This window comes from Streptomyces sp. NPDC086835 (assembly GCF_044745705.1).
GTDB lineage: Bacteria > Actinomycetota > Actinomycetes > Streptomycetales > Streptomycetaceae > Streptomyces.
Genome location: NZ_JBIVAU010000014.1, coordinates 70,712 through 97,702, shown reverse-complemented (window position 1 = coordinate 97,702; position 26,991 = coordinate 70,712). Strand labels below are relative to the sequence as shown.

Sequence of the window (26,991 nt, the reverse complement as noted above, 5' to 3'; positions counted from 1 at the left end):
GAAGCAGTGGGCACACGTGTCCGCTGCGGTCGACACCGGTAACCTCACCACCATGGCCTCACGTACGTCCGGCAAGGGTTCCCAGGGCACGGCGGGCACCGCGAAGCCGCGCGCCGGCCGTACGACCGGCGCCGCGAAGAAAGCAGCGCCCGCCAAGAAGAGCGCAGCCAAGAAGGCTGTGCCCCCGAAAAAGGCACCGGCGAAGAGGGCGGCGACCAAGAAGGCGGCCGCGCCGAAGCCCGCACCGTCTCCCACCGGGGGTGTGTACCGCTTGGTGCGCGCCGTCTGGCTGGGGATCGCGCACGCCGTCGGAGCGATGTTCCGCGGCATAGGGCGGGGAGCCAAGGGCCTCGACCCGGCGCACCGCAAGGACGGGCTTGCTCTGCTGCTGCTCGGCCTGGCGCTGATCGTCGCGGCGGGCACCTGGTCGAATCTGCGCGGCCCCGTCGGCGATCTCGTCGAAATGCTCATCACCGGCGCCTTCGGCAGGCTCGACCTGCTCGCGCCGATACTGCTGGGCGCGATCGCCGTACGGCTGATCCTCTTCCCGGAGCGGCCGGAGGCCAACGGCCGTATCGTCATCGGCCTTTCCGCGCTGGTCCTCGGTGTGCTCGGTCAGGTCCACATGGCGTGCGGCTCGCCCGGCCGCGGCGAAGGCACCGAAGCGATCCAGGACGCGGGCGGCCTGATCGGCTGGGCCGTGTCCAAACCGCTGATCTTCGCCATGGGCGAGGTGCTCGCGGTGCCGCTGCTCGTACTGCTCACCGTCTTCGGCCTGCTCGTGGTCACCGCCACGCCCGTCAACGCCATCCCGCAGCGACTGCGGCTGCTCGGCTCCAAGCTCGGCCTCATCGAGCCGCTGCCAGGCCCCGACGCCGACACCGACGACGAGCGGTACGACGAACAGTGGCGCGAGGCTCTGCCCGCCCGCCCGGGCCGCTCCGCCGGCCGTGGCCGCGCAGCCGCGGAACCCGACCCGGACGTGGCCGAGGAGGAGGCCCTCACCCGGCGCCGCCGCCCGCGCAGGCCGTCGGCCCAGCCGGCCCTCGGCAGGGAGATGGACGCGGTGGACGTTGCCGCAGCCGCGGCAGCCGCGCTCGACGGAGCCGTACTGAACGGCATGCCGCCCTCGCCGCTCGTCGCCGACCTCACCCGGGACGTCACCGCCGAGCGGCAGCGTGCCGCCTCGCCCGTCCCCACCGCACGCGAACCCGAGACACCCCGCCGCGGGCAGAAGGCACCCGAGGCGAAGGGGGCCGTGCCCGACCTGACGAAGCCGGCGCCCGACGAGTCCCAGCCCTTGCCGCCGCGGGCCGAGCAGCTCCAGCTGTCGGGCGACATCACCTACTCGCTGCCCTCGCTCGACCTGCTCGAGCGAGGCGGCCCGGGCAAGACCCGCAGCGCCGCGAACGACGCGGTCGTGGCGTCGCTGACCAACGTGTTCATGGAGTTCAAGGTCGACGCCGCCGTCACCGGCTTCACCCGCGGTCCGACGGTCACGCGGTACGAGGTGGAACTCGGCCCCGCCGTGAAGGTCGAGCGCATCACCGCCCTGACCAAGAACATCGCGTACGCGGTCGCCAGCCCCGACGTGCGGATCATCTCGCCGATCCCCGGCAAGTCCGCCGTCGGCATCGAGATCCCCAACACCGACCGCGAGATGGTCAACCTCGGCGACGTGCTGCGCCTCGCGGACGCCGCGGAGGACGACCACCCGATGCTCGTGGCGCTCGGCAAGGACGTCGAGGGCGGCTATGTGATGGCCAACCTGGCGAAGATGCCGCACGTCCTGGTCGCGGGCGCCACCGGCTCCGGCAAGTCCTCCTGCATCAATTGCCTGATCACTTCCGTGATGATAAGAGCGACGCCGGAGGACGTACGGATGGTGCTGGTCGACCCCAAGCGGGTCGAGCTCACCGCCTACGAGGGCATCCCGCACCTGATCACGCCGATCATCACGAACCCCAAGCGGGCCGCGGAGGCATTGCAGTGGGTCGTGCGCGAGATGGACCTTCGCTACGACGACCTCGCCGCCTACGGCTTCCGCCACATCGACGACTTCAACCAGGCCGTACGCAGCGGCAAGGTCAAGCCGCCGGAGGGCAGCGAACGCGAGCTCCAGCCGTATCCCTACCTGCTGGTCATCGTGGACGAGTTGGCCGACCTCATGATGGTCGCGCCGCGTGACGTCGAGGACGCGATCGTCCGCATCACGCAGCTGGCGCGCGCGGCGGGCATCCATCTGGTATTGGCCACCCAGCGGCCGTCGGTCGACGTCGTCACCGGCCTGATCAAGGCGAACGTGCCCTCCCGGCTCGCCTTCGCCACATCCTCCCTCGCCGACAGCCGGGTCATCCTCGACCAGCCGGGCGCGGAGAAGCTGATCGGCAAGGGCGACGGCCTCTTCCTGCCCATGGGCGCCAACAAGCCCACCCGCATGCAGGGCGCCTTCGTGACGGAGGAAGAGGTCGCCGCGGTCGTCCGCCACTGCAAGGACCAGATGGCCCCGGTCTTCCGGGACGACGTGGTCGTCGGCACGAAGCAGAAGAAGGAGATCGACGAGGACATCGGCGACGATCTCGATCTGCTCTGCCAGGCCGCCGAACTCGTCGTTTCCACGCAGTTCGGCTCGACGTCGATGCTGCAGCGCAAGCTGCGCGTGGGTTTCGCGAAGGCGGGACGGCTGATGGACCTCATGGAGTCGCGGAACATCGTCGGCCCCAGCGAAGGCTCAAAGGCCCGTGACGTTCTCGTGAAACCGGACGAACTGGATGGAGTGCTCGCCGTGATCCGGGGAGAGACTCACTCGTAAGGGATTGGCGGGCAACCGTTTCCCTTGGTCGTACGTCAAGTTGGAGGGAGGGATGTACAGATGTCCCGACCCCGGGACCGCCCGGCCATTCCGATGGCGTACAAAGCTCCACCGCCCGGTTGCCCCACCCTTTCGTACCACCCATAGACTGAACCTCCAGCAGGTGGTTACACGCTCGAAAGGCGCCCCCGTGTCCATCGGCAACTCCCCCGAAGACGACCGGCCTTCAGTCGAAGACGACCGGCCTTCGATCGGCCACGTGCTCCAGCAGGCGCGTGTCGGCGCAGGCCTCACTGTTGACGAGGTCAGTACCTCCACCCGGGTGCGCATCCCCATCGTGCACGCGATCGAGGAGGACGACTTCTCCCGTTGCGGCGGCGACGTGTACGCCCGCGGGCACATCCGTATGCTCGCGCGCGCCGTCGGACTCGACCCCGAACCGCTCGTCGAACAGTTCGACGACGAGCACGGCGGCCGCCCGGCCCCGACATCTGCCGCCCCACTGTTCGAAGCCGAGCGCATCCGCCCCGAGCGGCGCCGCCCCAACTGGACCGCGGCCATGGTCGCGGCGATCGTCGCCGTGGTCGGCTTCTCCGGCTTCACGCTCTTCAGTGACTCAGAGAGCAGCAGCGGCGGCAATGTCGCGGAAGGCCCCGCGTCCGGCACGAAGCCCACTCCCACCGACGCCCGGACGACCAAGCCCGCCGACCCCAAGCCCGACCCCTCGGACAGTGCCATCGCGGCCCTGCCGAAGGACAAGGTCACGGTGAAGCTGTCCGCCACCAGCGACAAGAGCTGGATCTCCGCCAAATCGCACAACGGCAAGGTGCTCTTCGACGGCCTGCTCCTCAAGGGTGAGACCAAGACCTTCCAGGACGACGAGCGCGTCGACCTGATCCTCGGCAACGCCGGCGCGATCGAGCTGTTCGTGAACGGCAAGAAGGTCCAGGACGAATTCAAGATGGGCGGCGTCGAACGGCTCTCCTACACGAAGGGTGACCCCGAGGTCGGCTGAGCCCTTTCGTCCCGGCACGTGCCCCGACCCTCGCGGCCGGGGCCCGCGCCGGGACAAAGTAGTCTTGAGCTCATGCCCGAACGCCGTACCGTCGCCCTTGTCACTCTCGGATGCGCCCGTAACGAGGTGGACTCGGAGGAGCTTGCAGGCCGCTTGGCAGCGGACGGCTGGGAGCTCGTCGAGGACGCCTCCGACGCCGACGTCGCCGTCGTCAACACCTGCGGATTCGTCGAAGCCGCCAAGAAGGACTCCGTCGACGCCCTGCTGGAAGCCAACGATCTCAAGGATCACGGCAGAACCCAGGCCGTCGTCGCCGTCGGCTGCATGGCGGAGCGGTACGGCAAGGATCTCGCGGAGGCCCTCCCTGAGGCCGACGGCGTGCTCGGGTTCGACGACTACGCCGACATCTCCGACCGCCTGCAGACCATCCTCAGCGGCGGCGTCCACGCCTCGCACACCCCCCGCGACCGGCGCAAGCTGCTGCCGCTGAGCCCCGTCGAGCGGCAGCAGGCGACCGATGTGGCACTGCCGGGCCACGGCGAGGTGGCCCCGGCGCCCGAGGACCTGCCGGAAGGCGTCGCCCCGGAGTCCGGACCGCGCGCGCCGCTGCGGCGGCGGCTCGGCACGAGCCCCGTCGCCTCCGTGAAGCTGGCCTCCGGCTGCGACCGGCGCTGCTCCTTCTGCGCCATCCCGTCCTTCCGCGGCTCCTTCATCTCGCGCCGTCCGAGCGATGTCCTCGGCGAGACGCGCTGGCTGGCGGAGCAGGGCGTCAAGGAGATCATGCTGGTCTCCGAGAACAACACCTCGTACGGCAAGGACCTCGGTGACATCCGTCTGCTCGAGACGTTGCTGCCCGAGCTGGCGGCCGTCGACGGCATCGAGAGGGTCCGGGTCAGTTACCTGCAGCCGGCCGAGATGCGTCCCGGGCTGATCGACGTCCTCACCTCGACCCCGAAGGTCGCTCCCTACTTCGACCTGTCCTTCCAGCACTCCGCGCCCGGTGTGCTGCGGGCGATGCGCCGCTTCGGTGACACGGAGCGATTCCTGGAGCTGCTGGAGACCATCCGCGGCAAGGCTCCGCAGGCCGGCGTGCGCTCGAACTTCATCGTCGGGTTCCCGGGCGAGACCGAGGCGGACTTCGCGGAGCTGGAGCGCTTCATCTCGGCCGCGCGCCTGGATGCCGTCGGAGTCTTCGGATACAGCGACGAAGAGGGCACGGAGGCCGTCACCTACGACGGCAAGCTCGACGCCGACGTCATCGCGGAGCGGCTCGAGCACATGTCGCGCATCGCCGACGAGCTCACCGCGCAGCGGGCGGAGGAGCGCCTGGGTGAGACCCTTGAGGTACTGGTGGAGTCCGTCGACGACGAGGACGGCGCGGTGGGGCGTGCCGCTCACCAGGCGCCGGAGACCGACGGGCAGGTCGTCTTCACGTCGAGCGAGGGCCTCGAGCCCGGTCGTATGGTCGTGGCGAAGGTCGTGGGCAGCGAGGGTGTCGACCTGGTGGCCGAGTACTGCGAGGTCCTGGGGGTCGGCTCCCGGACCCCTCACGAGGAGGCGGGCAGATGACCGGAGTGCCGGCATCCGCGGCGGGCGGGACCGGAAGGCCGGCGCCCGGCGGCAAGCTGGGCGCTGCGGCCGTCAATCAGGCCAGCCTGTGGAACATCGCCAATATTCTGACCATGGTGCGGCTCGTCCTCGTGCCGGCGTTCGTCGTGCTGCTGCTGCAGGACGGCGGCTACGACCCGGCCTGGCGGGCCTGGGCATGGGCGGCGTTCGCCGTCGCCATGATCACCGACATCTTCGACGGGCACCTCGCCCGCACGTACAACCTGGTCACCGACTTCGGCAAGATCGCGGACCCGATCGCAGACAAGGCGATCATGGCGGCGGGACTGATCAGTCTCTCCGCACTCGGTGACCTTCCCTGGTGGGTGACCGGAGTCATCCTCTTCCGTGAGCTCGGGATCACGCTGATGCGGTTCTGGGTGATCAGACACGCGGTGATTCCGGCCAGCCGCGGCGGCAAGATGAAGACGCTCGCGCAGGGCACCGCTGTGGGCATGTACGTCCTGGCTCTGACCGGACCGCTGGCGACGCTGCGGTTCTGGGTGATGGCTCTCGCCGTGGTGCTGACCGTCGTCACCGGCCTCGACTACGTGCGGCAGGCGATAGTGCTGAGGCGCAAGGGGCTCGCGGCCGAGCGGGCCGGGGCGGGCTCCTCGAAGTGACGGGGGCCGCCGCAGTCCTGGCACTGCTTGCGGAGCGTGGTCAGACCCTGGCCGCCGCGGAGTCCCTCACGGGCGGTCTCGTGGCCGCGGAGCTCACTTCGGTGCCCGGAGCCTCGAAAGTCTTCCGCGGTTCCGTCACGGCGTACGCCACCACTCTCAAGAGGGATGTTCTCGGCGTCGACGGTGTCCTTCTGGCGGAGCGCGGCGCGGTCGATCCGCAGGTTGCGTCGCAGATGGCGGCCGGTGTCCGGGACGTCATGGGTGCCGACTGGGGTCTGGCGACCACCGGAGTGGCGGGTCCCGATCCGCAGGACGGGCGGCCCGTCGGGACGGTATATGTGGCTGTCGCGGGACCGGCGGGAGCCGGGAAAGTGGCCGCATTGCGGTTGAACGGCGACCGCGGGGAAATCCGTAGAGAGAGTGTACGGAGCGTGCTGGAGCTGCTGCACGAGGAACTGCGCGAGAACGCGCGCGCACAGGATACGGAACAGAACGGGGGGAATTGATGTTTGCAGCCCTGAGTGAACACGACATCGCTCCCCGCACGGCCGCCGCGCAAGGCGGTACGGTGGGGCGTGAAGGATGCGGCTACGCGGTCCGAGGAGGGAGCCACCGATGATTCTGCTCCGTCGCCTGCTTGGTGACGTGCTGCGTCGGCAGCGCCAGCGCCAGGGCCGTACTCTGCGCGAAGTCTCCTCGTCCGCCCGAGTCTCGCTCGGCTATCTCTCCGAGGTGGAGCGGGGGCAGAAGGAGGCATCCTCCGAGCTGCTCTCCGCGATCTGCGACGCGCTTGACGTACGGATGTCCGAGCTCATGCGTGAAGTGAGCGACGAACTGTCGCTGGCCGAACTGGCCGAGTCGGCAGCCGCCGGCGAGGTGCCCGCACCGGTACGTCCCATGCTGGGCTCCGTCTCCGTGACGTCGGTGGCAGGTGTGCCGACGGAGCGCGTGACGATCAAGGCACCCGCGGAAGCGGTCGACGTCGTCGCCGCCTGATCGCAGGTCCTGCACCATCCCGCACGGCATTTCTGTTTGAGCTGGGCCCTGACCGGTACTCGATACCGGTCAGGGCCTTTCGCTTGGGCAGGCACCCCGCTTGACCGTCTGTCCCGAATGGCTCTTTTCGGTAGTTATGTAATCGTGGACGGTAGTCGGCGAACCGAGTGGAGGACGTGCATGTCTGTCGTGAAGAGCACTCTGTCCGATGCGGACCTCAAGACGGTCGGCGATGCGCTGAAGGGTGCGCTGGTGGATCTGGTGGACCTCGGCCTGGTGGCCAAGCAGGTGCACTGGAACGTGGTCGGCCCCCGCTTCAGGTCCGTGCACCTGCAGCTCGACGAGGTCGTCGACACCGCACGGCAGCACTCCGACATGGTCGCGGAGAGGGCGTCGGCGATAGGCGTGGCGCCTGACGGGCGGGCGGCGACAGTGGCCGCCCGGAGCGCGATCGGCTCCGTTCCCGAGGGCTGGATCAAGGACGTCGATGTCGTGCGGACCATGGTCGACTCCCTGGGGGCCGTCATCGGACGCATGCGTGAGCGCATCGAGGCGACCGCCGAGCCGGACCCGGTGAGCCAGGACATCCTGATCCAGCTCACCGCGGACCTCGAGAAGCATGCGTGGATGTTCCAAGCGGAGAACGCGTGACGTCGAGCGCGCGATCGCTGCCCGCGCGCGCCGGGTCGCCCAACCGTGCGCCCTCCCCGCGGCCCGGTGCGTCGCATTAGCGTGGGCCGGAGGAGGCAGCCATGGCAGTACGCGGGGCGGTCCTCGTGTCCGTTGTCGCGCTCGGACTCGTGGTGGGCGGCTTGTGGTGGTGGGCCGTGCTTCGACTCACCCTCGTCCCGGAGCACTCCGGCGTCGTCGAAGGGGCGGTGGCCGCGAGTGGTTGGGGGCTCAGCCTGCTCCCGGTCCATGCGACCGCGGCCCGCCGGGCTACCAGGGCATCACGACGCCCCCGTTCGGACGGCATATCTGACCCGTCGTGAACGACGAGGCGTCGCAAGCCAGATGAAGAACGGTATGGGCGATGTCCGCGGGCTCGCCCACGCGGCCGAGGGGTGACGACCGCGCCATCGCGGTCTCCGTCCTGTGCTGCAGGCCGGTCTCATGACGGTCGGTCATCGGTGTGCGGACCCAGCCCGGGGCGACCGCGTTCACACGGATCCCGTGCGGGCCGAGTTCGGTCGCGAGCGTCCTGGTGAGCTGGACGACGGCGGCCTTGGACGCGCTGTAGCAGAGCAGGCCGGCGGTGGCCGCGTCCACCGCGCCGGAGGCCATCGTGACGATGGAGCCGCCGCCCGCCGGGATCATGGCGCGGGCCGCCGCCCGGCACGCGTACAGCACGCCTTTGAAATTGACGGCCATGACGCGGTCCAGGTCCTCGTCGCGGGTCTCGAGGACCCGGCTCGTGTGCATGATCCCGGCGACGGCGGCCATGATGTCGAGGCGGTCCGCGCTCGCGACCGCCGCTTCGAGGGCGGTGCGGTCGGTGACGTCGAGGGTGTGCGTGTGGACCTTGCCCCCGGTGGACTCGATCAGGGAGAGGGTCCCGGCGAGGCCGTTCCCGTCCAGGTCGGCGCAGTGGACCATCGCTCCCGCCTCGGCGAGCAGCACGGCACAGGCGCGACCGATCCCGCCTGCCGCTCCGGTGACGAAAGCGGTGCGGCCGGTGAGGTCGTACGCCGTGAGGGCCATGCGGGGAACGTACGACCATATCTGACGGACCGTCAACTGCTTGTGTCGCTTGGCTCTTCTTCCGGAGGCAGGTGCGTTTCGTCAGGTGGTGGGGCCGGTCTGACAGCGCGGGCACCAGTAGGTCGGACGCTCACGCCCCGCGTCACCCTGGTCGGCCTTGCGCACAGGCGTACCGCAGCGTGGGCAGGGGCGGCCCTCGCGTCCGTACACGTACAGCTTCTGGGACGGATTGCGGCCGCTGGTCATGGTGCGCCGGTCGAAGCGCCGCTTGTTGGCCTCGAGGAGCCGCTGCGCGGTGGCCACCAGCCGCTCGGGAATGCCCGCCGGCAGCTCGCCGACCGGCAGCCATGGTGTGACGCGGGCCAGGAAGGCCAGCTCCGACTTGTAGACATTGCCGATCCCGGCGAGGTTGCGCTGGTCGAGGAGAGCCTCCCCGAGCGGCCGGAGGGGGTCGGCGAGCAGGTTCGCCACCGCCCGCCGGGGATCCCAGTCCGGGCCGAGGAGGTCGGGCCCGAGATGGCCGACGGCCTCCTCCTCTTCCGCGGTACGGAGCAGTTCGACGACGGGCAGGCGATATCCGACGGCGGTGCGCACAGCGTTGCCCAGGATCGCGCGGATCTGGTGCGACGGACCGCCGCTCCAGCGCGCACTCACGTCGTACACCCGCCATGAGCCGTCCATGCCGAGATGCGAGTGCAGGGTCAGCCCGCCCTCGAACCGGGTGAGGAGATGCTTGCCGCGCGGCGTCACGTCCAGGACGGTCCGGCCGGTCAGGTCCGCCGTGGCGAAGCGCGGGACACGGAGGTCGGAACGGGTCAGGACCTGGCCGGCCAGTGCCTCGTGCAGATGGTGGGCGGTCAGCCAGACGGTGTCTCCTTCGGGCATGGCACCCATGATGCGCGACGGGGCGGGCCGGGCGGGTGCGGGGCGGTCACGGGCGCAGGCGCAGCCCCCGCGGTGTGGCATGGAATCCGGCGCTCTCCAGGGCTCGGGCCAGGGGTGCCGTCAGGGCCGGGGCTCCGTTGGCGCGCTCCACCGTGACCGTCCCGAGGGCGCCTTCGCGGGCCGCGGCGGCGAGCGCGCCGGCCGCCGCGTGCAGGGCGGGCGCATCCGGGTCGGTGGCCCAGGCGAGCAGCGTCTTGCCGCCGCGCTCCATGTACAGCGTCAGCTCCCCGTCGACCAGGACCACCAGGGAGCCCGCCTTCCTGCCCGGCTTGTGGCCGGCGCCCTCAGGTGGTTCCGGCCAGGGCAGCGCCGCCCCGTAGGCGTTCGCGGGGTCGGCAGCCGCCAGCACCACCGCGCGGGGCGCGGCCTGGCCCTCGGCACGGTCCCGCGCGGAGGACGCCGCTCGCAGGCGGTCGACCGCGCCGTCCATCGCGAACTGGGCGGCGCCCAGCCCTTCGACGACATAGCCACGGCGCGCCTGTCCGCTGTCCTCGAAGGCCGACAGGACGCGGTACACGGCGGAGAAGCCGCCCTCCACGCCCTCCGCCGCGACGGCGCCCCGCGTCACCACGCCGTGGCGGTCCAGCAGGGTCCGGGCCAGGGCGTGCGCCCGGTGGGTCGGATCCTGCTCGAGGGACGGCAGCAGCGACCAGCGGCCGCTCACCGTGGGAGGACCGGTGCGCGAGGCGGGACGGGCCGCTGCCGTCAAGCTTCCGTAGCGGCCACGGGGGACCGTGCGCCTGGCGCGGTGGGCCGTGGAGCCCGCCGTGCGACCTGAGCCGAGCATGGCCCGCAGCGGTGCGAGCGTGTCGTTGGTGAGCCGGCCGGACCAGGCGAGATCCCATACGGCGTCGGCCAGTTGCGGGTCGGTGGCATCGGGATGCGTGGTGGCGCGGACCTGGTCGGCGATCTGGCGGAAGAACAGGCCGTATCCACCCAAGAGAGCGGTGAGCACCGATTCGTGCAGCGCCGTCAGCTCCAGCGGGTGCGGTGGGGGCAGCAGCAGGGGGGCGGCGTCGGCCAGATAGAGCGAGACCCAGCCGTCCTTGCCGGGCAGAGCGCCGGCACCCGCCCACAACACCTCGCCACTCGTGGTCAGTTCGTCGAGGAGGGTGCTGCTGTAGTGGGAGACACGGGACGGGAGGACCAGCTTCTCCAAGGCGGAGGCCGGTACGGAGGCGCCCTGCAGTTGCTCGATGGCGCGGGCGAGGCCGTCGATGCCGCGCAGGCTGCTGCTCCCCAGGTGCTGCCATTGGGGCAGGAAGGAGGCCAGCGCGGCGGGCGGCACCGGCTCCAGCTCGTGCCGGAGCGCGGCCAGGGAACGCCTGCGCAGCCGGCGCAGCACGCCGGCGTCGCACCACTCCTGGCCGATGCCGGAGGGATGGAACTCGCCCTGTACGACCCTGCCGCTCGCGGCCAGGCGCTGGAGTCCGCCGTCGGTGACCGCGGCGCCGAGGCCGAAGCGGGCGGCGGCCTGGGCGGAGGTGAAGGGGCCGTGGGTGCGGGCGAACCGGGCGAGCAGGTCACCGAACGGGTCCTTGACCGGCTCGGTGAACGCCTCCGGGACGCCCACGGGCAGCGCCGTGCCCAGCGCGTCACGCAGCCGCCCCGCGTCCTCCACCGCCGCCCAGTGGTCGGCGCCGGCGATGCGGACGCGGATGGCGCGACGGGTCGCGGCGAGCTCCTGCGGCCAGGCGGGGTCGCTGCCGCGCTCGACGAGCTCCGCCTCGGTCAGCGGACCGAGGACGCGCAGCAGGTCGGCCACGCCCTCCACGTCCTTGATCCGCCGCTCCTCGGTCAGCCACTGCAGCTCCCGCTCCAGCTCGGTGAGCACATCGGCGTCCAGCAGTTCCCTCAGCTCCGCCTGGCCGAGCAGCTCGGACAGCAGCCGGGAGTCCAGGGACAGGGCGGCGGCCCGGCGCTCGGCGAGCGGCGAGTCCCCCTCGTACAGGAACTGGGCGACGTAGCCGAACAGCAGGGAGCGGGCGAAGGGGGAGGGCTCGGGGGTGGTGACCTCGACCAGACGGACGCGGCGGGACTCGATGTCACCCATCAGTTCGGTGAGCCCGGGGACGTCGAAGACGTCCTGGAGGCACTCGCGGACCGCTTCCAGGACGATCGGGAACGAACCGAACTCACTGGCGACCTGCAACAACTGGGCGGCGCGCTGCCGCTGCTGCCACAGCGGGGTGCGCTTACCGGGACTGCGGCGCGGCAGCAGCAGCGCGCGGGCGGCGCACTCGCGGAACCGGGAGGCGAACAGGGCGGATCCGCCGACCTGGTCCGTCACGATCTGACTGATCTCGCCCTTGTCGAAGACGGCGTCCGTCGCACCGACGGGCGCCTGCTCGCTGTCGTACGCCCCGTCCGGTGAGGCGTCCGGACGCACCGGGTCCTGGTCGAGCAGGTCGAGCCCCATCAGGTCGGCGTCCGGCAGGCGCAGCACGATGCCGTCGTCGGCGTGCATCACCTGCGCGTCCATGCCGTAGCGCTCGGCGAGACGCGCGCCCAGCGCCAGTGCCCACGGCGCGTGGACCTGGGCGCCGAACGGGGAATGGATCACGACCCGCCAGTCGCCCAGCTCGTCCCGGAACCGCTCCACCAGGATCGTCCGGTCGTCGGGGACATGGCCGCAGGCCCGGCGCTGTTCGTCGAGGTAGGCCAGCACATTGTCCGCGGCCCAGGCATCCAGACCGGCGGCCAGCAGGCGCAGTCGGCCGTCCTCGGGTGTGAGCCCGCCTACCTCCCGCAGGAAAGCGCCGACGGCTCGTCCGAGCTCCAGCGGCCGGCCCAGCTGGTCGCCCTTCCAGAACGGGAGCCGCCCGGGCACCCCCGGGGCGGGGGAGACCAGCACCCGGTCGCGGGTGATGTCCTCGATCCGCCAGGAGGTGGTGCCCAGCGTGAACACATCGCCGACGCGTGACTCGTAGACCATCTCCTCGTCGAGCTCACCGACGCGGCCGCCGCCTTTCTTGGGGTCGGCGCCGGCGAGGAAGACGCCGAAGAGGCCGCGGTCCGGGATGGTGCCTCCGGAGGTCACGGCGAGGCGCTGCGCCCCGGGGCGGCCGGTGACCGTCCCCGCGACACGGTCCCAGACCACGCGTGGGCGCAACTCGGCGAACGCGTCGGAGGGATAGCGGCCGGCGAGCATGTCGAGAACGGCGGTGAAGGCCGACTCGGGCAGTGCGGCGAACGGCGCGGCACGACGGACCAGCGCCAGCAGGTCGTCGGACTGCCAGCTGTCCAGGGCGACCATGGCGACCAGCTGCTGGGCCAGCACGTCCAGAGGGTTCGACGGGATGCGCAACGACTCGATGGAGCCGGTGCGCATGCGCTCGGTGACCACCGCCGCCTGCACCAGATCGCCCCGGTACTTGGGGAAGACCACACCCGTGGAGACCGCGCCCACCTGGTGGCCCGCCCGGCCGACCCGCTGGAGACCGGACGCCACGGACGGCGGTGACTCGACCTGGACGACCAGGTCCACCGCGCCCATGTCGATGCCCAGTTCCAGGCTCGACGTGGCGACGACCGCGGGCAGGCGGCCCGCCTTCAAGTCCTCCTCGACGAGGGCCCGCTGCTCCTTGGACACCGAGCCGTGGTGAGCGCGGGCGAGCAGCGGCGGGGCGCCCCGGGCAGCCCCGGACTGCGCCATGATCTCCGCCGGCGGCCCGTCCTCGGGCATGGGTGCGCCCGTGGCCCGTTCGTACGCGATCTCGTTCAGGCGGTTGCACAGCCGCTCGGCAAGACGGCGGGAGTTGGCGAAGACGATCGTGGAACGGTGGGCCTGGACGAGATCGGCGATGCGCTCCTCGACATGCGGCCAGATCGACGGCTTCTCGGCGACCCCGTCGCCGGTGTCGGAGGCGGGCGAGCCTCCGAGCTCGCCCAGGTCCTCCACCGGGACGACCACGGAGAGGTCGAACTCCTTGCCGGACACCGGCTGGACGATCTCCACCCGGCGCTGCGGCGACAGATAGCGGGCCACCTCGTCCACCGGCCGCACCGTGGCCGACAGGCCGATCCGGCGGGCAGGGCGGGGCAGCAGCTCGTCGAGGCGCTCCAGGGACACGGCGAGATGGGCGCCCCTCTTGGTGCCCGCGACGGCGTGGACCTCGTCGAGGATCACCGTCTCCACGCCCGCCAGCGCCTCCCGGGCGGACGAGGTGAGCATCAGGAAGAGCGACTCGGGAGTGGTGATCAGGATGTCCGGCGGCCGGGTGACCAGCGACCTGCGCTCCGCGGGGGGCGTGTCGCCCGAGCGGATCCCGACCCGCACCTCGGGCTCCGGCAGGCCGAGCCGGACCGACTCCTGCCTGATCCCCGTCAGCGGGCTGCGGAGGTTGCGCTCCACATCGACCGCCAGAGCCTTCAGGGGTGACACGTACAGCACGCGGCAGCGCTTCTTCGCCTCCGCAGGCGGCGGCGTGGAAGCGAGCCGGTCCAGGGCGGCGAGGAAGGCGGCCAGCGTCTTGCCGGATCCGGTGGGCGCCACGACCAGCACGTCCGAGCCCTCGCCGATGGCCTTCCACGCCCCCTCCTGCGCGGCGGTGGGCGCGTTGAACGCCCCCGAGAACCAGCCTCGGGTCGCGGGGGAGAAGGAGTCGAGCGCAGTCCTGGCCATGCCCACCATCGTGCACCCGACCACTGACAACGCCTGTCCGGGACATGGACCGGCCGGGCCGCCGGACGGGGCGCGGGAGCAGAATGGGCTGCATGGAAGAGGAAGCGGCGCCGGAGAGGGACGGCGAGTGGGCACGGCACTGGCAGTACCCGGGCGTGCCCGGTCTCGATCTGCTGCAGGCGCGCTACGTGCGCCATTCCTTCTCCCGGCACAGCCATGAGGGGTTCGTCGTGGGTGCGGTCCGCCGCGGCATCGAGGACGTCTTCCTTCCCGAGGGCACGGTGCGGGCGAGGCCCGGCACCGTCGTCATGATCAACCCCGAGGTGCCGCACTCGGCCAAGGCGGGTGTGCCCGAGGGCTGGGTGTACTCCACGCTCTACCCGTCCTCGCAGCTCGTCGCCTCGATCGCCGAGGAGACGACGACCCTGCGCGGGACGGCCGGCTTCGCGGAGACGATCGTCGAGGACCCGAACACCGCCAGGCTGGTGCACGAGGTGCACCGGGCGGCCGAGGCGGGCAACGCCCTGGCCGCCGACAGTGTCCTGCGCATCACCGTCGCCACACTGCTGCGCCGCCACGGGCGCTCGCTCCCGTCGCGCAAGCCCCTGGCGGCGGGTGCGCGGACGGCGGCCGCCGCGAAGCAGCTCCTCGAGGAGCGGATGGCCGACCCGCCGTCGCTCGAGCAACTGGCGCAGGAGGTCGGTGTCGGGCCCTTCGCACTGCTCCGTGCCTTCAAGGCCGCCTACGGGCTCCCGCCGCACACCTGGCTCACGGACGCGCGCGTCCGGCGTGCACGCCTCCTCCTGGACGCCGGCACGGCCCCGTCGGAGGCGGCCGTCGCGGTCGGTTTCACCGACCAGCCGCACCTGAACCGCCACTTCACCCGGATCGTCGGCGTCCCCCCGGGCGCCTATCGCCGGGAGCGCGCAAGAACGTACAAGACCGCAGGCGGGAGCCCTGCGTAACGTCCCTGGCGTGGCAGAACAGACAGCTCGATCAGACATACCGGCCGGGGAGGCCTACGCGACCGCCGCGCCGTCCACGGCGCTCGCGGCGACGCGCACCGAGGGGCCCCCGCCCGGAAGCGGGGGCGCGGGCGGGCCGCGACCCGGATCCGCGCCCGGGGACGCGTCCTCCGCGCCCGGGGAACCGAAGCCCGACTCGGCCGTCGTCAGAGACGCACTCGGCGTCGGGATAGCCGTCGGCCTCTCCGGTTTCGCCTTCGGTGTGACCTCGGCGGGCTCCGGCCTGACCCTTCTGCAGACCTGCGTGCTCAGCCTGCTGGTGTTCACCGGGGCGTCGCAGTTCGCGCTCGTGGGCGCGATCGCGGCCGGCGGCAATCCTCTCGCCGCCGCGGCGGGAGCCTTCTTCCTCGGCGTGCGCAACGCTTTCTACGGGCTGCGGCTTTCACAACTGCTCGCGCTGCCCCGCTTCGTACGGCCTCTCGCCGCGCACTGGGTCATCGACGAGACCACCGCTGTAGCTCTCGCCCAGCCGACGCGGCGCAGTGCGCGGCTCGGCTTCACCGTGACCGGCCTGACGCTCTACGTGCTGTGGAACCTGACCACGCTCCTCGGGGCGCTCGGGGCGGAAGCCATCGGCGACACCGACGCGTGGGGGATCGACGCGGCGGGTCCGGCCGTCTTCCTCGCGCTGCTCGCGCCGATGCTGCGGACCGCCACCGAACGCGCGGTGGCCGGCCTCGCGGTCCTCCTCGGCCTCGGCTTCCTGCCGGTGCTGCCCGCCGGGGTGCCGGTGCTGGTGGCGGCGGTGGCCGCTCCCGCGGTCCTGTGGCTCAAGGGGCGCGCGATCGGCGACGGCGTGAAGGGTGACGGCTCGACCCGGGACGGCGCGGGCCGGACGAAGAAGGCACAGCGGAAGGAGCCGGGACGATGAGCATCTGGATCGCGATCGGGGCGACGGCGGTCGGCTGCTACCTCGTGAAACTCGTCGGCCTGCTGGTGCCGGCCGACACCCTGGAACGGCCACTCGTGCAGCGGCTGGCGGCCCTGCTGCCCGTCGCCCTGCTGGCCGCACTGACCGCACAGCAGACGTTCAGCACGGGGCAGTCGCTGGTCCTCGACGCACGGGCCGCAGGAGTCGGTGCGGCGGCGCTCGCATTGCTGCTGCGCGCCCCGTTCCTGGTGGTGGTCGGGGTCGCGGTGGCCGTGACGGCGGGTGTGCGGGCGCTGGGAGGCTGACGCGCGCGGCGGCTGGAACGCGCCGGTGCCAGGTCCTGCGCGGCCGGCACGCGGGTCAGGGGTTCTGCGACCGGAACGCCGACCGGACATCCTGCGCGGCCGGCACGTCGGCGGCTATGGGGCCTGCGCGGTCGGCACGCCGGCAAGAGGCCCTGTGCGGCCGGCACGGCTGTGTATCGGCACCCGCTTCACTCGATGGGGTGGCCGTGCGCCCGCAGGGTCCGCAGCGCCTCGATCGTCACGATCGGCCGCGACTCCAGAGCCGTGCCCGGGGCCCACTCCGGCCAGGTGATGGGCCACCCGCCGTCCTGCTGCTGCCCGGCCGCGAGGTGCTCCAGGGCCCGGTTCATCTCCTCGTCCGTGAACCAGCGGCGGGCGAGGGAATCGGGTCTGCGGGCGTAGTCGTAGGCGAAATGATGCTCGCCCGGGGCGTAGCCGGGGGCCACCGGCTGCTGGTCGAGCCGGCCTGGGTCCAGCGCGACGAGCCGCTGCTCGCGCACGAGCGTGCCGAGCCGGTCCGCCGCTGCCTGCGCGCGTGTGCTGTCCGGTACGCCGTCCAGGAAGGCGATCGCCGCCTGGATCTCGTAAGGATGCGACTTCTCGATCGCGTCGACCGCCGACCAGCAGAAGTCCGTGGCCCGGAACAGCCATGCGTGCCACACCTCGTTGCGGTGCAGCAGACCGACCACCGGCCCCGTCGCGAGCAGCTCGCTCGGAGGGTCGTCGACGATCGGCAGGAACGGGGCGGCCGGGTAGGCGCGCTGGGAGGGGTGGACGGCCGGCAGAGCCCCGTCCCGTGTGGACACCTCGGTGAAATAGCGGCACATCCGCTCCACCCTGAGCCCGCCGCAGCGGCCGATCGAGTCCAGCACCCGCAGGGCGTGCGCCGTGTGCAGGGGCTGGCTGACCGGGCCGCGGAGGTCGGGCTCGAGGGCGTGGCCGTAGCCGCCGTCCTCATTGAGGTAGGCGGTCAGTGCCGTCTCGACCGCGTCGGAGCCGCCGGCGAGGAAGTGGTAGGCGAACCGCCGCTGCTCCAGCACCCGGGCCGTCAGCCAGATGAAGCGCTCGGCGCGTGCGAGTGCGGACGCGGGGGAGGGGTCGGGGGTTGCTCCGTTTCCAGCCATGTCCCGACGGTAGAGCGGAAAGGGCTTTCAGCAAGGCGGACCGACAGGGCTGCACTCTCAGGGGCGGGATACTGAGGTCATGCGGTTGACGATTTTCTGGGAACGCATGGCCGACCACTTCGGTGCGGCGTACGCGGACTCCTTCGCACGGGACCATGTGATGGCCGAGCTGGGCGGCCGCACGATCCATGAGGCCCTGGCCGCCGGCTGGGAGGCGAAGGACGTGTGGCGCGCCGTCTGCGCCGCCATGGACATTCCCGCGGACAAGCGGTGAGCCACCGGGCGGGCAGCTCGCGGTCCTCCCGGTGAGCCACACTGAGCCGATGGCCACGACCGACAGGACGCACACGACAGCACGAGGCAGGGCCCCAGGGGCGGGCCCGTACGGAAACGAGCCTGTACAGGACGAGGCCGCACCGGCCCGACCGCAAACGCCACCGCACAGGACGGACCGCTGACGACATGACCGCTGACGAGAGGACCGCGCCGGACACGGTCGCGTCGGACGAGGCCGCGGCGGGGATCCCCGCACAGGGCACCACGGCGCCCACAGCTCCGCCGGCGTCCCCGCCCCCGGGGGCCGACGCCGGCAGCGGCGGTTCGGGCCGAATGCCGCGCTGGCTGCCACGCGCGTTGATCCTCGCGCTGGCGCTCTACGCCTGCTTCCAGCTCGGCAGCTGGGCCTTCCACCAGCTCATCGGCCTCTTGATCAACGTTCTGATCGCCTTCTTCCTGGCGCTGGCGATCGAGCCCGCGGTGGGGCGGATGGCGGCCCGTGGGATGCGCCGGGGTCTCGCCACCTTCCTGGTCTTCTTCGCGGTGCTCGTCGCGGGGGTGGGGTTCGTCGTCCTGCTCGGCTCGATGCTGGCCGGCCAGATCGTCGAGATGGTCGAGGACTTCCCCCAGTACCTCGACTCGGTCATCCGCTGGATCAACACCACCTTCCAGACGGAACTGTCCCGGGTGGAGGTCCAGGACAGCCTGCTGCGGTCCGACTGGCTGAGGAAATACGTACAGAACAGCGCCACCGGTGTGCTGGACGTCTCGGCGACAGTGCTCGGCGGACTGTTCAAACTGCTGACGATCTTCCTGTTCTCGTTCTACTTCGCGGCCGACGGGCCCCGGCTGCGCCGCGCGCTGTGCTCCGTACTGCCCCCGGCCAAGCAGACGGAGGTCCTTCGGGCCTGGGAGATCGCGGTCGACAAGACCGGCGGTTACCTCTACTCACGCGGACTGATGGCGCTGATCTCCGGAGTCGCGCACTACATCCTGCTGGAGATCCTCGGGGTGCCGTACGCCCCGGCCCTCGCGGTCTGGGTCGGCCTGGTCTCGCAGTTCATCCCGACCATCGGCACGTACCTGGCGGGCGCGCTGCCGATGCTGATCGCGTTCACGATCGATCCCTGGTACGCCCTGTGGGTCCTCGGCTTCGTCGTGATCTACCAGCAGTTCGAGAACTACGTGCTGCAGCCGAAGCTCACCGCCAGGACGGTGGACATCCACCCGGCGGTGGCCTTCGGCTCGGTCGTGGCGGGTACCGCCCTGCTCGGGGCGGTCGGCGCGCTGATCGCGATCCCGGCGGTCGCCACCCTCCAGGCGTTTCTCGGGGCGTACGTGAAGCGGTACACGGTGACCGACGACCCGCGGGTCCACGCCCACAGCAGGCACGGTGGCGGCCGGCTGGCGCGGGTGCGCAGCGCGTTGGGGAACGGCCGGCAGGCTCCGTCCACAGCCGAGGGCTCACCCGGTGGGGTGCCCCCGCAGGCCGGCTCCGGGTCCTGAGCCACGTCCGCCGAGGGGCCCGCCGGGCCGGACGCGGGGCCGAACCACACAGGTTTCCGGCCCCCGCGTGGTGAGCTTGACAGTAAAATCGAACATCCATTCTTATGGGATTCCGGCCCTCGCTCCCGCGAGTTGTCCACAGGCCGGCCGGACGTCGGGGCCCATTGTCAGTGGCAGGGGTTAGCGTCTTTGACGTGAAGCGATCGACACAAGCAAATCGGGTGGAACCCATGGCAGGAACCGACCGCGAGAAGGCGCTCGACGCCGCGCTCGCACAGATTGAACGCCAATTCGGCAAGGGTGCCGTGATGCGGCTGGGCGAGCGACCGAACGAGCCCATCGAGGTCATCCCCACCGGGTCGACCGCCCTCGACGTCGCCCTCGGCGTCGGCGGCCTGCCGCGCGGGCGTGTGGTGGAGGTGTACGGACCGGAGTCCTCCGGTAAGACGACCCTCACGCTGCACGCCGTGGCCAACGCCCAGAAGGCGGGCGGAGCGGTGGCCTTCGTGGACGCGGAGCACGCCCTCGACCCGGAGTACGCCAAGAAGCTCGGCGTCGACATCGACAACCTGATCCTGTCCCAGCCGGACAACGGCGAGCAGGCGCTGGAGATCGTCGACATGCTCGTCCGCTCCGGCGCGCTCGACCTGATTGTCATCGACTCCGTCGCGGCCCTTGTGCCCAAGGCGGAGATCGAGGGCGAGATGGGCGACTCGCACGTCGGTCTGCAGGCGCGGCTGATGAGCCAGGCGCTCCGGAAGATCACCAGCGCGCTGAACCAGTCCAAGACCACCGCGATCTTCATCAACCAGCTCCGCGAGAAGATCGGTGTGATGTTCGGCTCCCCGGAGACCACGACCGGTGGCCGGGCGCTGAAGTTCTACGCCTCGGTGCGTCTGGACATCCGTCGTATCGAGACCTTGAAGGACGGCACGGACGCGGTCGGCAACCGCACCCGCGTCAAGGTCGTCAAGAACAAGGTCGCCCCGCCCTTCAAGCAGGCCGAGTTCGACATCCTCTACGGCCAGGGCATCAGCCGCGAGGGTGGTCTGATCGACATGGGCGTGGAGCACGGCTTCGTCCGCAAGGCCGGCGCCTGGTACACGTACGAGGGCGACCAGCTGGGTCAGGGCAAGGAGAACGCCCGTAACTTCCTGAAGGACAACCCCGATCTCGCCAACGAGATCGAGAAGAAGATCAAGGAGAAGCTCGGCGTCGGCGTCAGGCCGGAGACCCCGGCGGCGGAACCGGGTGCGGACGCGGCGGCCGGAGCAGTTCCGGCCGAGGACACGGCGAAGTCCGTGCCCGCACCCGCGTCCAAGGCGAAGACGGCCAAGACGGCGGCGGCCAAGGGGTAGCACATGGCCGCCCGGCGTACCGAATGGCCGGGTGACAGCCCCGACTCGTCGAGGGCCGAGAAGGAGCTGTCACCCAAGGATCCGGCGGAGCGGGCGCGGGCCATCTGCCTGCGCCTGCTCACCGGGACCCCGCGCACCCGCAAACAGCTCGCGGACGCGCTGCACAAACGCGAGATCCCTCCGGAAGTGGCCGAGGAGGTCCTCTCCCGCTTCGAGGACGTGGGGCTGATCAACGACGCCGCCTTCGCGGACGCGTGGGTGGAGTCCCGGCATCACGGCCGGGGCCTTGCCCGGCGGGCCCTCGCGCGGGAGTTGCGTACCAAGGGCGTGGATTCCGCGCTGATCGACGAGGCTGTGGGGCAGCTCGACTCCGACCAGGAGGAGGCGACGGCCCGCGAGCTGGTGGCGCGGAAACTGCGCTCCACCAGGGGCCTGGAGCGTGACCGTCGTCTCCGCCGGCTGGCCGGGATGCTGGCCCGCAAGGGCTACTCCGAGGGCATGGCCCTGCGGGTGGTGAGGCGTGCTTTGGAGGAAGAGGGCGAGGACACGGCGGACCTGGACGACGTGGGGTACTAGACGTACCGGACCCCGGCGCCGGCCAGGGACGCGTCCGGGCCGCGGACTACCGCGTGACCGGCAGTCCCGCCGACTTCCATGCCTGGAAACCACCGACGAGGTCGGTCGCACGCCGTAGTCCCAGCTGGTGCAGGGACAGCGCCGCGAGGGAGGAGGCGTAACCCTCGTTGCAGATCACCACGATCCGCAGGTCGTGGCCGACCGCCTCGGGGAGGCGATGACTGCCCTGCGGGTCCAGCCGCCATTCCAGTTCATTGCGCTCCACGACCAGCGCCCCGGGAATCAGCCCGTCGCGCTCACGCAGTGCCTGGTAGCGGATGTCGACCAGCAGCGCCCCGTCGGCCGCCGCCTCGAAGGCCTCGTGCGGGCCGATCCGTTCGAGCCCTTGCCGTACCCGCTCCAGGTACTCGTCGATCCCCGGAGGCCCGCTCACTGCCAGTCCTCCGGGTGCTCGACGTGCTCGAGACGGAGAACGGCCCCCGACCGGCTGTAGCGCCTCATCAGCGGCAGCGGCGGATAGTACGCATGGACCGAGACGGCATGCTCGACGGACGACTCGTTGAGCACCTCGTGCACATGGTGCGTACCGAAGGCGCGGGACCGGCCGGCGGCCAGGTGTCGCTCGCGGTCCACACCGTCGTCGAGTTCGAGCGTCTTCCAGCCGGCAGAGGGGAGCCGCACGGCGAGAGAGTTCTCCTTCAGCACGCCCTCCGCCGTGGCGAACGCCCCGACCGAGTCGGCGTGGTCGTGCCAGCCGGTGCCGGTGCCGGGCGGCCAGCCGATGAGCCACGCCTCACTGCCGCGCGGTCCTTCGAGCCGCAGCCAGGTGCGTCCCTCGGGGTCGAGAGGCAGCGAAGCGAGCAGTTCCTTGTCGGCGGCGGCGTGCCGCACGAAGTCGAGCAGCTCTGCGGAGGTCGGCGCGCCCGTCATGCTTGGGGCGGGCCAGGAACCGGTGAGGGGAACGGGATCGGCGGAGGACCCGGGAGCAGGGCGGGCCGGGGGCGCCGAGGCAGGGGGGAGCGGAGCAGGGTGGGACACGGAAAACCGTCCTGGGGTTCGCTGGTGAGCGCACGGGCCAGAGGCCACGGCGCGAAGGGAAGGCGAATTCAGCAGGACGGCCGACACACGCAGCCCGCGTAGCGGACGAGGTCCATATGGACCCTCCGCCACAGGCGCACATCAGTGTCGTTCATGCTCGGGAGTACACCACGCCGGCCATCGTGAATCAATCGATGTCCGCAGTGCGGTCACCGCCCGCCGTGGCGGGGTCCCCTCCTCTCGCGATGTCCGCGGCGGCGTACAGCTCGGCGGGCCGCACCCCCGCGAAAGCGGCCACCAGATGTCCGTCGGGCCGTACGAGCAGCACGGTGTGCGCGGAGGCGCCCGGGTACCTCTCCGTCACCAGCAGTTCCGCCGGCACCGGCAGGCCGGACACCGCTGTTTCCAGCCGCGGCATGATGCCCGCGCCGGCCCAGTGCCGCCGGTCCCACACTCCGGTGCCCGGCGCCACCAGTACGACCAGCAACCGCCCCCGGCACAGCCGGTCCCGCAAGCGGGCGCATGTGCCGTCGGGAGCCGTCACTTGTACGTCGGCGACCGGTGAGCCCGGTACGGCGCCCGCCAGTGTCTGCGGACCGGTGGGCTCCGGGGTGAGCGGTGAATGCGTGTAGACGGGCGGCGCGCCGAGGGCCCCCCGCCCGAGATGCGCGTCGGTGAGCATCGCGTCGTGTCCCCGGGCGGCGCCGGGGAGATACATGCGCAGCCCGCTGCCGCTGCGCAGTATCGGCAGGGACTGGTCGGCGGCGCGCAGCCGTGCGGCGACGGCGGTGCGCCGCTCGGCCTGGTAGCTGTCCAGCAGTGTTTGTGACGCACCGTGATGCCAGGCCTGCGCCAGCTTCCAGGCCAGGTTGTCCACGTCGCGCAGACCCTCGTCGAGCCCTTGGGCGCCGATCGCTCCCAGCAGGTGCGCCGCGTCGCCCGCGAGGAAGGCCCGGTCCACGCGCCAGCGCCGGGCGAGGCGGTGATGAAGGGTGTAGACGCCGGTGTCGAGCAGTTCGTACGGCGGCGTACCGCCGCACCAGCCGGCCAGAGTGTCACGGACCCGCGCCACGAGTGCCTCCGGCGTCACCAGCTCGCCGCGGGGCGGAAGCAGCCAGTCAAGTCGCCACGTCCCGTCCGGCAGCGGACGTGCGGTGATCTCGTCCCCGCCCGAGCTCCACGGGGGCTGACGGTGCAGCACCGCCTCGCCCGGCCAGGGCAGTTCGGTGCGCAGCGCGGCCACGGCGTGACGTTCCACCGCCGTACGGCCCGGGAAACGGATGCCGAGGAGCTTGCGGACCGTGGACCTCGCGCCGTCGCAGCCCACCAGATAACTGCCCCGCCACCAAGTGGCGGAGGGCCCCCTGGTGTGCACGCCGACGCCGCCGGCGTCCTGTTCCAGCGAGTCGAGGCGGCTGTCGGTCACGAGCCGTACGAGCCGGTGCTCCGCGGCGGCTTCGCGCAGTCCGCGAGAGAGGCTGTGCTGGGGGATATGAAGGGGGGCGGCGGGGCCCCCGTCGACTCCGGCGCCCCTGTCGCCCCGCTGGTACGCGCCGTCGCGTCCGTCCCCGGAGTAGGCGTCGTCCCTGTCCCAGTGGTGTCCGTCGTCCCGGCGGTGGTCCTCGCCGCCGCCGTCGAGGGGCAGTTGCCGCAGCTCCTGCTTGCGCAGCATCGAGCGCCAGCCGCTCCACCGGGTGCCTTCGTGGCGCACGGCTGCGCAGCCGAGCCGTGACATGAGGTCGGCCGTGTCGGGACGGAGTACGACGGTGCGGGCCGGGCGCGGCTCGTCCTTGCCGTTGCTCTCGTCGAGCACGACCGAAGGGACGCCCTGTGCCGCGAGGGCGAGTGACAGCGCCAGTCCGACCGGACCCGCGCCGACCACGATCACCGGATCCACGGCGTGACTCCCCGGGTCCGTAGGGTCGTGCGGAGAAGTGCGGTTGGAGCCCGGTGCGCGATCACAGAACGTATGCAACCCACTGCCGGTGCCTGCGTCAAGCGCCACCGGGACGCGGCGAGGGGCGGTGGCCCGCAGGCCACCGCCCCTCAGCGGTCGAACATCCGATGAACCGTCAGGCGCCGCGTCCGTCATCGGTCTTGCCGAGGCCGGGCTCGGCGACGGGCTCCTCCGCGCCGCCGGGTGCGGTCAGTACCGCACCGGTGCTCCTCTTGCCCCGCCGCAGCCTGCCCTCGAGCCATGACGCGAACGTGGTGAGGATCAGGTTGACGATGATGAAGATCAACGCGACGACGATGAAGCTCGGGATGGTGTTCGCGTAGTTCGCGGCCAGCGTGCCCTGGGCGCTGAGCAGCTCGGTGTAGGCAAGCAGAGCGCCGCCGAGCGCGGTGTCCTTGACGATGACGACGAGCTGGCTGACCAGGGCGGGCAGCATCGCGGTGACGGACTGCGGCAGCAGCACGTTCGTCATCGTCTGGCCCTTGCGCAGGCCGATCGCCTTCGCGGCCTCCGACTGCCCCTTGGGCAGCGACAGGATGCCTGCGCGTACGACCTCTGCGAGGACCGACGCGTTGTAGAGCACGAGACCGGTGACCACGGCGTACAGCGGGCGGACTTCACTGCTGATGCCGTCGAAGCCCGCGTAGAGCTCGTTCGCGAAGAACATCAGGATCAGGACCGGGATGGCGCGGAAGAACTCCACGACGACACCGGCCGGAACCCTGATCCAGCGGTGGTCGGAGAGCCGGGCGATGCCGAAGATCGCACCAAGCGGCAGGGCGATGATCATCGCGAGCGCCGCGGCCTTCATCGTGTTGCCGAGTCCGGGTAGCAGGTAGGTCGTCCAGGCCTCGGACTCGGTGAACGGCTTCCACAGCGACCACTCGAGCTGTCCCTTGTCGGACATCTCGCCCATGGCCCACCAGATGCCCAGCACCAGCAGGACGAGGAAGACGATCGTGTAGATGATGTTGCGACGCTTGGCGCGGGGCCCGGGGGCGTCGTAGAGGACGGACGTCATCGCTTCACCGCCATGCGCTTGCCGACCCAGCCGAGGATGAGTCCGGTGGGAAGGGTCAGAACCACGAAGCCGAAGGCGAAGACTGCCGTGATGAGGAAGAGCTGTGCCTCGTTCTCGATCATCTCCTTCATCAGCAGAGCCGCTTCCGCCACACCGATGGCCGCCGCGACCGTGGTGTTCTTGGTGAGGGCGATCAGCACATTGGTCAGCGGGGCGATGACCGAGCGGAAGGCCTGCGGAAGCACGATGGTCATCAGGACCTGGGTGAAGCTCAGCCCGATGGCGCGTGCCGCCTCCGCCTGGCCGACCGGCACCGTGTTGATGCCGGAGCGTACGGCTTCGCAGACGAAGGCCGCGGTGTAGGCGGAGAGTCCGAGGATCGCCAGCCGGAACGCCAGTGCGTCGAAGTCGTCCGCCGCGCCCAGGGTCATGCCGAAGACATCGGCGAGACCGACGGACGAGAAGACGATGATCACGGTCAGAGGGATGTTCCGGACCACGTTCACGTAGACCGTGCCGAATCCGCGCATCAAGGGCACCGGGCTCACTCGCATCCCTGCGAGGACGGTGCCGAGCACCAGGGAGCCGATTCCGGAGAGGACGGTGAGCTTCACCGTCATCCAGAACGCCCCGAGCAAGTCGTAACCTTCAAGAAAGTCGAACACGATCTCCCGCGCTTCCGCGTGTGGGAGGGCCCGGCGCGCCGCCGTCAGCGGCGGCGCGCCACGTCAGCCCTGCTTCACTTGACGATGTTGCCGATCTTCGGGGCGGGCTCGTTCTTGTAGTTGGCCGGGCCGAAGTTGGCCTTCACGGCCTCGTCCCAGGCCTTGTCCTTGACCATCTTCTCGAGGGCGGCGTTGATCTTGTCGACCATCTCCTTGTCGCCCTTCTTGACGCCGATGCCGTAGTTCTCGTTGCTCAGCTTGAGGCCGGCGAGCTTGAACTTGCCCTTGTACTGCTCCTGCGAGGCGTAGCCCGCGAGGATCGAGTCGTCCGTGGTCAGCGCGTCGACCTGGCCGCTCTGGAGGGCGCTGAGGCACTGGGAGTACGTGCCGTACTGCTTCAGCTGGGCGTCCTTCGCGAAGTCCTTCTTCACGTTCTGCGCGGACGTGGAACCGGTGACCGAGCAGAGCTTCTTGCCGTTGAGGTCGTCGCCCTTGGCGATGTTGTCGTCGGCGCGGATCAGCAGGTCCTGGTGCGCGAGCAGGTACGGGCCGGCGAAGTCGACCTTCTGCTTGCGCTCGTCGGTGATCGAGTACGTGGCGGCGATGAAGTCCACGTCGCCGCGGGCAAGCGCGGTCTCGCGGTCGGCGCTCTTCGTCTCCTTGAACTCGATGTCACCCTCGTCGTAGCCGAGCTCCTTGGCGACGTACGTGGCGACGTCGACGTCGAAGCCGGTGAACTTGCCGTCAGGGGTCTTCAGGCCGAGGCCCGGCTGGTCGTACTTGATGCCAACCGTGATCTTCTTGCCGCCGCCCTCGCCGGAGCCGCTGCCGCTCTCCTTGCCGCTGTCGGAGCCGCAGGCCGTGGCCGACAGGGCGAGCGCGAGGACGGTGGCCGAAGCGGCGGTGACCTTACGAAGCTTCATGATGGTGACTTCCCTAGAGTTG

At 70.9% G+C, this 26,991-nt stretch carries 25 protein-coding genes; 14 read left to right on the top strand and 11 right to left on the bottom strand.

Features of this window, described 5'->3' with window-relative positions; translation table 11 throughout:
- Positions 1-52 precede the first annotated feature (52 nt).
- From ACIPJI_RS33430 to ACIPJI_RS33400, 7 genes are all read left to right on the top strand, one after another.
- Positions 53-2,812: a DNA translocase FtsK gene (locus tag ACIPJI_RS33430; protein ID WP_402250617.1), complete on the top strand. Its 2,760-nt coding sequence runs from the start codon at positions 53-55 to the stop codon at positions 2,810-2,812.
- A 190-nt stretch (positions 2,813-3,002) separates the two neighbouring features.
- On the top strand, positions 3,003-3,827 hold the full coding sequence (locus ACIPJI_RS33425) for a helix-turn-helix domain-containing protein (RefSeq protein WP_402250616.1): 825 nt from the start codon (positions 3,003-3,005) through the stop codon (positions 3,825-3,827).
- A gap of 72 nt (positions 3,828-3,899) precedes the next feature.
- Complete coding sequence (gene rimO / locus ACIPJI_RS33420) at positions 3,900-5,396, top strand: 30S ribosomal protein S12 methylthiotransferase RimO (RefSeq protein ID WP_307708604.1); 1,497 nt, start codon at positions 3,900-3,902, stop codon at positions 5,394-5,396.
- Positions 5,393-6,058: a CDP-diacylglycerol--glycerol-3-phosphate 3-phosphatidyltransferase gene (gene pgsA / locus ACIPJI_RS33415; protein WP_159686267.1), complete on the top strand. Its 666-nt coding sequence runs from the start codon at positions 5,393-5,395 to the stop codon at positions 6,056-6,058. Before rimO ends, pgsA begins: the two co-directional genes overlap by 4 nt.
- Positions 6,055-6,564, top strand: a complete 510-nt coding sequence (locus tag ACIPJI_RS33410) for a CinA family protein (RefSeq protein ID WP_402250614.1) — start codon at positions 6,055-6,057, stop codon at positions 6,562-6,564. The genes pgsA and ACIPJI_RS33410 overlap by 4 nt, the downstream gene beginning before the upstream one ends.
- Before the next feature lie 109 nt (positions 6,565-6,673).
- Positions 6,674-7,054 carry a helix-turn-helix domain-containing protein gene (locus tag ACIPJI_RS33405; RefSeq protein WP_005311156.1) on the top strand — a complete coding sequence of 127 codons (381 nt, stop codon included), beginning with the start codon at positions 6,674-6,676 and terminating at the stop codon, positions 7,052-7,054.
- A 180-nt stretch (positions 7,055-7,234) separates the two neighbouring features.
- Complete coding sequence (locus tag ACIPJI_RS33400) at positions 7,235-7,705, top strand: DNA starvation/stationary phase protection protein (protein ID WP_356621831.1); 471 nt, start codon at positions 7,235-7,237, stop codon at positions 7,703-7,705.
- Between the two features lie 288 nt (positions 7,706-7,993).
- Here the strand turns inward: ACIPJI_RS33400 and ACIPJI_RS33395 are convergent, their stop codons facing one another.
- The 3 genes from ACIPJI_RS33395 to ACIPJI_RS33385 all read right to left on the bottom strand — a co-directional run bounded on the left by ACIPJI_RS33395 (position 7,994) and on the right by ACIPJI_RS33385 (position 14,324).
- Entirely contained in the window at positions 7,994-8,755 is a 762-nt protein-coding gene (locus ACIPJI_RS33395; RefSeq protein WP_402250612.1) for an SDR family NAD(P)-dependent oxidoreductase, read from the bottom strand.
- Between the two features lie 81 nt (positions 8,756-8,836).
- Positions 8,837-9,640 (bottom strand): DNA-formamidopyrimidine glycosylase family protein, encoded by an 804-nt coding sequence (locus ACIPJI_RS33390; protein WP_356621835.1) that lies wholly within the window; start codon positions 9,638-9,640, stop codon positions 8,837-8,839.
- Positions 9,641-9,686: 46 nt separating this feature from the next.
- Positions 9,687-14,324, bottom strand: a complete 4,638-nt coding sequence (locus ACIPJI_RS33385) for an ATP-dependent helicase (protein WP_402250610.1) — start codon at positions 14,322-14,324, stop codon at positions 9,687-9,689.
- Positions 14,325-14,416: 92 nt separating this feature from the next.
- On the opposite strand from ACIPJI_RS33385, the gene ACIPJI_RS33380 reads away from it, so the two are divergent.
- From ACIPJI_RS33380 to ACIPJI_RS33370, 3 genes are read left to right on the top strand one after another with little or no spacing between them, the layout of a single operon-like run.
- Positions 14,417-15,289, top strand: a complete 873-nt coding sequence (locus tag ACIPJI_RS33380; protein ID WP_402250609.1) for an AraC family ligand binding domain-containing protein — start codon at positions 14,417-14,419, stop codon at positions 15,287-15,289.
- 10 nt (positions 15,290-15,299) lie between these two features.
- Complete coding sequence (locus ACIPJI_RS33375) at positions 15,300-16,220, top strand: AzlC family ABC transporter permease (protein ID WP_402250607.1); 921 nt, start codon at positions 15,300-15,302, stop codon at positions 16,218-16,220.
- On the top strand, positions 16,217-16,525 hold the full coding sequence (locus ACIPJI_RS33370) for an AzlD domain-containing protein (RefSeq protein ID WP_189474613.1): 309 nt from the start codon (positions 16,217-16,219) through the stop codon (positions 16,523-16,525). The genes ACIPJI_RS33375 and ACIPJI_RS33370 overlap by 4 nt, the downstream gene beginning before the upstream one ends.
- A gap of 188 nt (positions 16,526-16,713) precedes the next feature.
- Here ACIPJI_RS33370 and ACIPJI_RS33365 read toward each other — a convergent pair whose 3' ends face one another.
- Complete coding sequence (locus tag ACIPJI_RS33365; RefSeq protein WP_307708613.1) at positions 16,714-17,649, bottom strand: hypothetical protein; 936 nt, start codon at positions 17,647-17,649, stop codon at positions 16,714-16,716.
- Between the two features lie 79 nt (positions 17,650-17,728).
- Between ACIPJI_RS33365 and ACIPJI_RS33360 the strand changes: the two genes are divergently transcribed.
- From ACIPJI_RS33360 to recX, 4 genes are all read left to right on the top strand, one after another.
- The gene (locus ACIPJI_RS33360) at positions 17,729-17,923 is read left to right on the top strand and encodes a DUF3046 domain-containing protein (RefSeq protein ID WP_159686234.1); all 195 of its coding nucleotides are present in this window, start codon (positions 17,729-17,731) and stop codon (positions 17,921-17,923) included.
- A gap of 335 nt (positions 17,924-18,258) precedes the next feature.
- Positions 18,259-19,431 carry an AI-2E family transporter gene (locus ACIPJI_RS33355; protein ID WP_307710507.1) on the top strand — a complete coding sequence of 391 codons (1,173 nt, stop codon included), beginning with the start codon at positions 18,259-18,261 and terminating at the stop codon, positions 19,429-19,431.
- A gap of 230 nt (positions 19,432-19,661) precedes the next feature.
- Complete coding sequence (gene recA, locus ACIPJI_RS33350) at positions 19,662-20,789, top strand: recombinase RecA (protein WP_356621838.1); 1,128 nt, start codon at positions 19,662-19,664, stop codon at positions 20,787-20,789.
- Positions 20,790-20,792: 3 nt separating this feature from the next.
- Positions 20,793-21,365 (top strand): recombination regulator RecX, encoded by a 573-nt coding sequence (gene recX / locus ACIPJI_RS33345; RefSeq protein ID WP_307708616.1) that lies wholly within the window; start codon positions 20,793-20,795, stop codon positions 21,363-21,365.
- A gap of 46 nt (positions 21,366-21,411) precedes the next feature.
- Here recX and ACIPJI_RS33340 read toward each other — a convergent pair whose 3' ends face one another.
- From ACIPJI_RS33340 to ACIPJI_RS33310, 7 genes are all read right to left on the bottom strand, one after another.
- Positions 21,412-21,798, bottom strand: coding sequence for a rhodanese-like domain-containing protein (locus ACIPJI_RS33340; RefSeq protein WP_307708617.1), 387 nt, complete (start codon positions 21,796-21,798; stop codon positions 21,412-21,414).
- Complete coding sequence (locus tag ACIPJI_RS33335) at positions 21,795-22,295, bottom strand: cysteine dioxygenase (RefSeq protein ID WP_402250604.1); 501 nt, start codon at positions 22,293-22,295, stop codon at positions 21,795-21,797. The genes ACIPJI_RS33340 and ACIPJI_RS33335 overlap by 4 nt, the downstream gene beginning before the upstream one ends.
- A gap of 176 nt (positions 22,296-22,471) precedes the next feature.
- Entirely contained in the window at positions 22,472-22,558 is an 87-nt protein-coding gene (locus tag ACIPJI_RS33330) for a putative leader peptide (RefSeq protein ID WP_312845644.1), read from the bottom strand.
- Positions 22,559-22,590: 32 nt separating this feature from the next.
- Complete coding sequence (locus tag ACIPJI_RS33325; RefSeq protein ID WP_402250602.1) at positions 22,591-24,300, bottom strand: FAD-dependent monooxygenase; 1,710 nt, start codon at positions 24,298-24,300, stop codon at positions 22,591-22,593.
- 175 nt (positions 24,301-24,475) lie between these two features.
- Positions 24,476-25,381, bottom strand: a complete 906-nt coding sequence (locus ACIPJI_RS33320; RefSeq protein ID WP_402250600.1) for an amino acid ABC transporter permease — start codon at positions 25,379-25,381, stop codon at positions 24,476-24,478.
- A complete protein-coding gene (locus ACIPJI_RS33315; protein WP_189474629.1) occupies positions 25,378-26,046 on the bottom strand; it encodes an amino acid ABC transporter permease in 669 nt (222 codons plus the stop codon). Before ACIPJI_RS33315 ends, ACIPJI_RS33320 begins: the two co-directional genes overlap by 4 nt.
- A gap of 74 nt (positions 26,047-26,120) precedes the next feature.
- Positions 26,121-26,969, bottom strand: a complete 849-nt coding sequence (locus ACIPJI_RS33310; protein WP_356621843.1) for a glutamate ABC transporter substrate-binding protein — start codon at positions 26,967-26,969, stop codon at positions 26,121-26,123.
- Positions 26,970-26,991: the final 22 nt, after the last annotated feature.

Coding starts and splice junctions, on each gene's coding strand:
- ACIPJI_RS33385 (WP_402250610.1), bottom strand. CDS start 14,324: ATGGCCAGGACTGCGCTCGACTCCTTCTCCCCCGCGACCCGAGGCTGG.
- ACIPJI_RS33395 (WP_402250612.1), bottom strand. CDS start 8,755: ATGGCCCTCACGGCGTACGACCTCACCGGCCGCACCGCTTTCGTCACC.
- ACIPJI_RS33430 (WP_402250617.1), top strand. CDS start 53: ATGGCCTCACGTACGTCCGGCAAGGGTTCCCAGGGCACGGCGGGCACC.
- ACIPJI_RS33390 (WP_356621835.1), bottom strand. CDS start 9,640: ATGCCCGAAGGAGACACCGTCTGGCTGACCGCCCACCATCTGCACGAG.
- recA (WP_356621838.1), top strand. CDS start 19,662: ATGGCAGGAACCGACCGCGAGAAGGCGCTCGACGCCGCGCTCGCACAG.
- ACIPJI_RS33365 (WP_307708613.1), bottom strand. CDS start 17,649: ATGGCTGGAAACGGAGCAACCCCCGACCCCTCCCCCGCGTCCGCACTC.
- ACIPJI_RS33360 (WP_159686234.1), top strand. CDS start 17,729: ATGCGGTTGACGATTTTCTGGGAACGCATGGCCGACCACTTCGGTGCG.
- ACIPJI_RS33400 (WP_356621831.1), top strand. CDS start 7,235: ATGTCTGTCGTGAAGAGCACTCTGTCCGATGCGGACCTCAAGACGGTC.
- ACIPJI_RS33310 (WP_356621843.1), bottom strand. CDS start 26,969: ATGAAGCTTCGTAAGGTCACCGCCGCTTCGGCCACCGTCCTCGCGCTC.
- ACIPJI_RS33335 (WP_402250604.1), bottom strand. CDS start 22,295: ATGACGGGCGCGCCGACCTCCGCAGAGCTGCTCGACTTCGTGCGGCAC.
- pgsA (WP_159686267.1), top strand. CDS start 5,393: ATGACCGGAGTGCCGGCATCCGCGGCGGGCGGGACCGGAAGGCCGGCG.
- rimO (WP_307708604.1), top strand. CDS start 3,900: ATGCCCGAACGCCGTACCGTCGCCCTTGTCACTCTCGGATGCGCCCGT.
- ACIPJI_RS33405 (WP_005311156.1), top strand. CDS start 6,674: ATGATTCTGCTCCGTCGCCTGCTTGGTGACGTGCTGCGTCGGCAGCGC.
- ACIPJI_RS33380 (WP_402250609.1), top strand. CDS start 14,417: ATGGAAGAGGAAGCGGCGCCGGAGAGGGACGGCGAGTGGGCACGGCAC.
- ACIPJI_RS33320 (WP_402250600.1), bottom strand. CDS start 25,381: ATGACGTCCGTCCTCTACGACGCCCCCGGGCCCCGCGCCAAGCGTCGC.
- recX (WP_307708616.1), top strand. CDS start 20,793: ATGGCCGCCCGGCGTACCGAATGGCCGGGTGACAGCCCCGACTCGTCG.
- ACIPJI_RS33370 (WP_189474613.1), top strand. CDS start 16,217: ATGAGCATCTGGATCGCGATCGGGGCGACGGCGGTCGGCTGCTACCTC.
- ACIPJI_RS33355 (WP_307710507.1), top strand. CDS start 18,259: ATGCCGCGCTGGCTGCCACGCGCGTTGATCCTCGCGCTGGCGCTCTAC.
- ACIPJI_RS33330 (WP_312845644.1), bottom strand. CDS start 22,558: ATGAACGACACTGATGTGCGCCTGTGGCGGAGGGTCCATATGGACCTC.